A 2,120-nucleotide genomic window follows, 5' to 3' on the forward strand; every position below is an offset into this window, starting at 1 on the left:
AGGGGGCGCCCCGCTGCGGATGCTGGGCGCGGTGGTGGCGCTTGGCGGGGCGGGGGCTGCGGCGCTGGCGCAGATCTTTGTGCGCCAGCTGGTCCAGATCGAGCGGACCTCGGCCATCGTGTTCTGGTTCTCGGTCACCTCGACGGGGTTGTCGCTGGTGACGCTGCCCTTTGGCTGGATGCTGCCGCAGCCCTATGTGCTCGCGCAGCTGGTGCTGACGGGGCTGCTGGGGGGGCTGGGGCAGATCCTGCTGACCTCGGCCTATCGCCATGCGGATGCGTCGGTTGTGGCGCCGTTCGACTATGTCGCGATGATTTTGGCGGTGGCGATCGGCTGGTGGGTCTTTGCCGAAGTGCCGGGGCGCGAGGTGCTGATCGGCTCGGCCCTGGTCATTTTGGCGGGCATGCTGATCATCTGGCGCGAACACAAGCTGGGGCTGGAACGCCGCCGTCAACGCAAGGCCACCCCGCCCGCCTGAGGCGGTTGCGGGGGTGGTCATCAGTAACGCCGTTTGGTGATGGTATGAGCGGCGGGGTCACAGGCCCCGCCGCTGTTTCATGCGGGCACGCCTAGCCCTGCGAAGCCGCCGCATAGGCTGCCAACACGGCGCGCACCCCATCGCGGCGGATCGCCGTCAGGGCATCGGCAAAGGCCGTCAGCAGCGCCGGATCGGCCCCCAGATCGCCGAAGATCGCGTCCTGTTGCAGGAAGGCCGCCGGATCGGTCCGGGCCGCCAGCGCGTGGCGGTGCAGGCTGTCGCGGTTGTCGTCATTGGGGGGGATGGGGGTGCCGTCCTCGGCCGTGCCCTCGCAATAGCGGCACCACAGCGCCAGTTCCTGCGCCAGACCGGCGATCGGGGCGCCCGCGGCGAGGCGGTCGCGCAGGGTCGGCAGGATGAATTTCGGCTGCCGGTTCGAGCCGTCCAGACACAGGCGCGGGATCGTGTCGCCGATGCGGGGGTTCGAAAAGCGATTGACGATCAGAGTGAGGTAGTCGTCATAGCTGACGCCCTCGATCGGCTGCAGGGTCGGGATGATCTCGCGCGTTTCCAGTGCGGTCAGCCAGTCGCGGATCTGCGGATCGGCCATGGCGTCATGGACGAAGTGATGGCCCAGAAGCGCCCCGGCATAGGCGATGGCGGCGTGACCGCCGTTCAGGATGCGCAGCTTCATCAGCTCGTGCCGGCTGACATCGGCGACAAACTGCGCGCCGACGGTTTCCAGCGCGGGGCGGCCCTGGGGAAAATTGTCTTCCAGCACCCATTGGCGGAAGGGTTCGCAGACGACCGGGGCGGCGTCGATGATGCCGAAATGATCGCGGACCAGCGCGCGTTCGCGATCCGAGGTCGCCGGGGTGATGCAATCGACCATCGAGTTCGGAAAGGCGATGGTGGCGGCGATCCAATCGGCCAGCGCCGGGTCGGACAGGCGGGCAAGGCCGGTCACCGTGCGGGCGCAGACATGGCCGTTTTCCGGCAGGTTGTCACAGGACAGGATGGTAAAGGGCGCATGGTCTGCCGCGCGCCGCATCCGCAGCGCCGCCAGCAGCATCCCGAAGACGCTGCGCGGCGCATCGGGGTTGGCGGCGTCATGGGCCATGTCGGGATGGGCGGCATCGAAGCCGTCGGTCTTGGCATCGACGTAATAGCCGCCCTCGGTGATCGTCAGCGAGACGATGCGGATCGCGGGATCGGCCATGGCGGCGATGGTGGCGGCGGGATCGACGGGGGCGAAATCGACCATCGACCCCAGCACCCGCGCCGACAGGCCCGCCGGGTCCAGTTCGACCAGCGTGGTCAGCCAGTCCTGTGCCGCCAGGCGGTCGCGCATGGCGGCGTCGCCGGGGCGCACGCCCGCGCCCTTCAGCGCCCAGGTCTGGTCGCGACCGGTGGCGAACAGGCGGTCCAGATACCACGCCATATGCGCGCGGTGAAAATTGCCGACCCCCACATGCAGGATGCCGGGGGTCAGGGCGGCGCGGTCATAGCCGGGACGGGCGATGCCCGGCGCCAGATCGGGCAGGGTGATGTCGGACAGAGCGAGATGGCTGGCCATGGTCGGACCTTTCGGCAAAGCGTCCCCGGCTGCGCCGCAGGATGCGCGCAGAGGACAGGGGGATGG

General features: G+C 69.0%; 2 protein-coding genes. One reads left to right on the forward strand and one right to left on the reverse strand.

Translation table 11 applies throughout. The annotated features are described in order from the left end of the window. The coding region (locus EG885_RS22225; protein ID WP_131579032.1) for a DMT family transporter at nucleotides 1-478 on the forward strand (478 nt) is incomplete at its 5' end. 91 nt (nucleotides 479-569) lie between these two features. Here EG885_RS22225 and EG885_RS22230 read toward each other — a convergent pair. Beyond that, nucleotides 570-2,054, reverse strand: coding sequence for a mannitol dehydrogenase family protein (locus tag EG885_RS22230; RefSeq protein WP_131579034.1), 1,485 nt, complete (start codon nucleotides 2,052-2,054; stop codon nucleotides 570-572). Nucleotides 2,055-2,120 lie beyond the last annotated feature (66 nt).

It is taken from the genome of Paracoccus nototheniae, from assembly GCF_004335005.1.
In the GTDB taxonomy this organism is placed as follows: domain Bacteria; phylum Pseudomonadota; class Alphaproteobacteria; order Rhodobacterales; family Rhodobacteraceae; genus Paracoccus; species Paracoccus nototheniae.